Consider the following 1,597-nt stretch of genomic DNA (forward strand, 5'->3'; position numbering starts at 1 on the left):
CGGTGCGAGAAGCCGCGCGTCCAGGCGTAGATCGAGGCGATCGAATTGGTCGAGGTCGCCTCGCCCTTCTGGTGCTGGCGATAGTGGCGGGTGACGGTGCCGTGGGCCGCTTCCGACTCCAGGATCTTGCCGTCCGGGGTCATCAGCACCGAGGTCATCAGGCCCAGCGAGCCGAAGCCCTGCGCCACCACGTCGGACTGCACGTCGCCGTCGTAGTTCTTGCACGCCCAGACGAAGCCGCCCGACCATTTGATGGCCGCGGCCACCATGTCGTCGATCAGACGGTGTTCGTAGGTCAGGCCCTTGGCCTTGAAGTCGGCGGCGAATTCCTCGTCGAACACCTTCTGGAAGATGTCCTTGAAGCGGCCGTCATAGGCTTTCAGGATCGTGTTCTTGGTCGACAGATAGACCGGGAAGTTGCGGCCCAGACCGAAGGCGAAGCTGGCGCGGGCGAACTCGGTGATCGAGTCATCGAGGTTGTACATGCCCATGGCGATGCCGGCCGAGGGGAAGTCGAACACCTCATGCTCGATCTCCTGCCCGTCATTGCCGACGAATTTGATCGTCAGCTTGCCCGGGCCCGGGATCAGGAAGTCGGTGGCCTTGTACTGGTCGCCGAAGGCGTGACGGCCGACGACGATCGGCTGGGTCCAGCCCGGCACCAGACGCGGCACGTTCGAGCAGATGATCGGCTCGCGGAAGACCACGCCGCCGAGGATGTTGCGGATCGTGCCGTTGGGCGACTTCCACATCTTCTTCAGGCCGAACTCCTTCACCCGCGCCTCGTCGGGGGTGATGGTGGCGCATTTCACGCCCACGCCGTGCTTCTGGATGGCCTTGGCCGCGTCGATCGTCACCTGGTCGTCGGTGGCGTCGCGGTTTTCCATGCCGAGGTCGTAGTAGTCGAGCTCGAGGTCCAGGAACGGGAAGACCAGCTTGTCCTTGATCATCTGCCAGATGATGCGGGTCATCTCGTCGCCGTCGATGTCCACGATGGGGTTGGCGACCTTGATCTTGGCCATGCGGTTGTTCGCCTCTGACTGGGAATGGGGAGTGAGGCGCGCGGTATAGCGGGGCGCGCGGGCGGGCGCAAAGGGCGAGGGACGACAGGGCGAAAACCCCGGCGTAGGGTGTGGCGGCGCGGTGAGGACCGCGGATGGGGGACCGCCATGAGAATGATCTGGACAGCAGCCATCGCCTCCGCCCTGGCGGCGTGCGGCGGCGACAGGCCGGCGGCCGCAACCGGCGAGTCCGCGGAAGCCTCGCCCGCGACCCCGGCGACGACGACGGCCGCCGCCGGCCGCTCCGAGCGCCGCGTCTTCAGCGACTGGAAGGCCGTCTGCGACAACGGCGGGCGGTGCACGACCTACAGCGGCACGGGGACGGGCGGCTGGCTGGCCATCCGGCTGGACGCCGGGCCGGACGCAAGGCCCGAGATCGTCATGGACCTGTCGGCGATCAGCGGCGTGCCGATCCGGCTGGTCATCGACGGCCGGTCGCAGGACCTGACCGCTCCGGCCGACGATCAGGTCGGCTTCAGGGTTCCGGCGACAGAGGTCCCGGCCACGCTGGCCCGCCTGGCGGCTGCGCGCGAAAT

General features: G+C 67.3%; 2 protein-coding genes. One reads left to right on the plus strand and one right to left on the minus strand.

Going from position 1 to position 1,597, the window contains the following annotated elements:
• The coding region (locus V6M42_RS06665) for an NADP-dependent isocitrate dehydrogenase (RefSeq protein ID WP_332677932.1) at nucleotides 1–1,022 on the minus strand (1,022 nt) is incomplete at its 3' end.
• A gap of 147 nt (nucleotides 1,023–1,169) precedes the next feature.
• Between V6M42_RS06665 and V6M42_RS06670 the strand changes: the two genes are divergently transcribed.
• Nucleotides 1,170–1,597: DUF1176 domain-containing protein (locus V6M42_RS06670; protein WP_332677933.1), on the plus strand; the 428-nt coding region annotated here is incomplete at its 3' end.

This window comes from Brevundimonas sp. (assembly GCF_036677305.1).
In the GTDB taxonomy this organism is placed as follows: Bacteria; Pseudomonadota; Alphaproteobacteria; order Caulobacterales; family Caulobacteraceae; genus Brevundimonas.